Genomic DNA, 1,906 nt, shown 5'->3' on the forward strand with positions numbered 1-1,906 from the left:
CGCTGTGAAAGTATGTGGGCAAGAATGAAAGAAGAGCTGTTCTACAGCCGTGAGGACAAGCCGGAGAACTACACTATGAAAGAGTTGAAGACCATGATCTGGAGATATTTTATGAGTTACTGGGCCAACAGAAGAATCTGCACCGCCAACGGTGGTCTGCCTCCGGCAGCCCGAAGAAAGCTCTACTATGATCATATCTTTCTCGTTGCATAATTCTTGTTCGAATAAAATGTGTCAAGTGATATTGACAAAACCACTGCACTTTCGCAGGAATTACTGTTACATTCGGCGCTGTGCTCATTTTCGATCTTCCTTTCCGTTATATTTTTAATTCTCACTCCGTTGATAAGCTCAACCTCTACGGTACAAAAATGGCTTATACAAATTCGTGAAACACACGCTTTGAATAAGCCAATATCCAACGTATTTAATTGTTCGTGATTTTCAAGCAGAGCCTTGATTTTATCTGTTTTCTGAGGGCTGTCATTGTAAGTGCAGCAGTCGTATTTCATCTCAGCAAGTTTATAAATCTCTGCTTTAGCTCTGTCAAAATCTACTTGGATTGAATCGGTCATACGGTTGATTTCATTTTGCTGACGGACTATATCGGCAGTAGGTGAATAAATGCTGATCTCGCCGCCGGACTCCAATAAACTTGGATTAGCTATTGCAGAATTCAGAACAGTCAGCACTGCTCCGATTATCATCTGATCAGTCAGCTGATATTCAAATTTGCAGCAATCGGGATTTCTGCAATCCCAATGTTCATATTTCGAATTGCCGCCAATTCTTGAAAGTCTGTGACCACATTCGGCACAGTATGTACGATTTCTGATTTCCTGTAAATCATCGGATATCAGATTAAACGTAGTTGCTTTCCGTATCCGCTTTTCATTTGCTCGTCTGAAAATATCCTCGGCGATCAACTGCGGATATTTGTCGGTACCGAGATACTTCTCATTTTCGATTATCCGCTTGACCATATTTTTGTTCCACTTATCTGAATCTGTATTGTAGCGAATTTTCTCACTTTCCATTAGCTTGGCAATTTGCAGTAGGCTTTTGCCTGAAAGATATTCACTGAAAATCGTCGCAACAGCGCATACCTCTTTGGGATCAGTTGTTATCACTCCGTTCTTCATGCAGTAACCAAACGGTATTACTCTGTTTTTTGCCATATTAATGTCACCTCCGCTTATAACAATACCACAAAGCCTTTGAAATAGCTATATCCAAAGGCACTAAATCTATGATAATGAATTTGTCTATTTTATCTTTTCTTTAAATTTCAATCCGCCGATCAAGTGAAATTCCAACTCATGTTGATTGATTACAACGATCCTCTCAACTATACTCTCAAATGCTGATTCTTCAAACTTGGTTATTGGCTTATCGCGCATTTCAAAAAAGTCGATTATGGTTTTGTCAATATCACTTGACACATTTTATTCGAACAAGAATTATGCAGCGAGAAAGATATGATCATAGTAGAGCTTTCTTCGGGCTGCCGGAGGCAGCCCACCGTTGGCGGTGCAGATTCTTCTGTTGGTCCAGTAACTCATATAATATCTCCAGATCATAGTCTTCAACTCTCTCATAGTGTAGTTCTCCGATTTGTCCTCACGGCTGTAGAATAGCTCTTCTTTCATTCTTGCCCACATACTTTCACAGCGTGCATTATCATGACATCTTCCGCCGGCACTGTTCATGCTTTGAATGATCCCATATTTCTTTACAGCAGCTTGGTACTCTTCGCTTGTATACTGACTGCCTCTGTCCGAGTGGATGATACAGCCCTTTATATCAGGATATGATTTGTTTGCGTTTTCAAGAGTATGGCAGCAGAGCGAAGCTCTCATATTATCTTCAATAGCTATCCCCAGCGGCATCAGATCAAAGCAGTCAA

At 40.7% G+C, this 1,906-nt stretch carries 2 protein-coding genes and 1 pseudogene; 1 reads left to right on the forward strand and 2 read right to left on the reverse strand.

Features of this window, described 5'->3' with window-relative positions; all coding sequences use genetic code 11:
• A pseudogene (locus tag DW793_RS14055) lies at positions 1-213 on the forward strand (IS3 family transposase); the annotation flags it as partial.
• On the opposite strand, the gene DW793_RS14060 reads toward DW793_RS14055, so the two are convergent.
• Both DW793_RS14060 and DW793_RS14065 read right to left on the reverse strand, forming a co-directional pair.
• Positions 192-1,178 (reverse strand): recombinase family protein, encoded by a 987-nt coding sequence (locus DW793_RS14060; protein WP_118158520.1) that lies wholly within the window; start codon positions 1,176-1,178, stop codon positions 192-194. The pseudogene DW793_RS14055 and the gene DW793_RS14060 overlap by 22 nt on opposite strands.
• A 282-nt stretch (positions 1,179-1,460) precedes the next feature.
• Positions 1,461-1,906: DDE-type integrase/transposase/recombinase (locus tag DW793_RS14065; RefSeq protein WP_147342230.1), on the reverse strand; the 446-nt coding region annotated here is incomplete at its 5' end.

The organism is Ruminococcus sp. AM31-15AC (genome assembly GCF_003462045.1).
GTDB classification, from domain to species: Bacteria; Bacillota; Clostridia; order Oscillospirales; family Ruminococcaceae; genus Hominimerdicola; species Hominimerdicola aceti.

Coding starts and splice junctions, on each gene's coding strand:
- DW793_RS14060 (WP_118158520.1), bottom strand. CDS start 1,178: ATGGCAAAAAACAGAGTAATACCGTTTGGTTACTGCATGAAGAACGGA.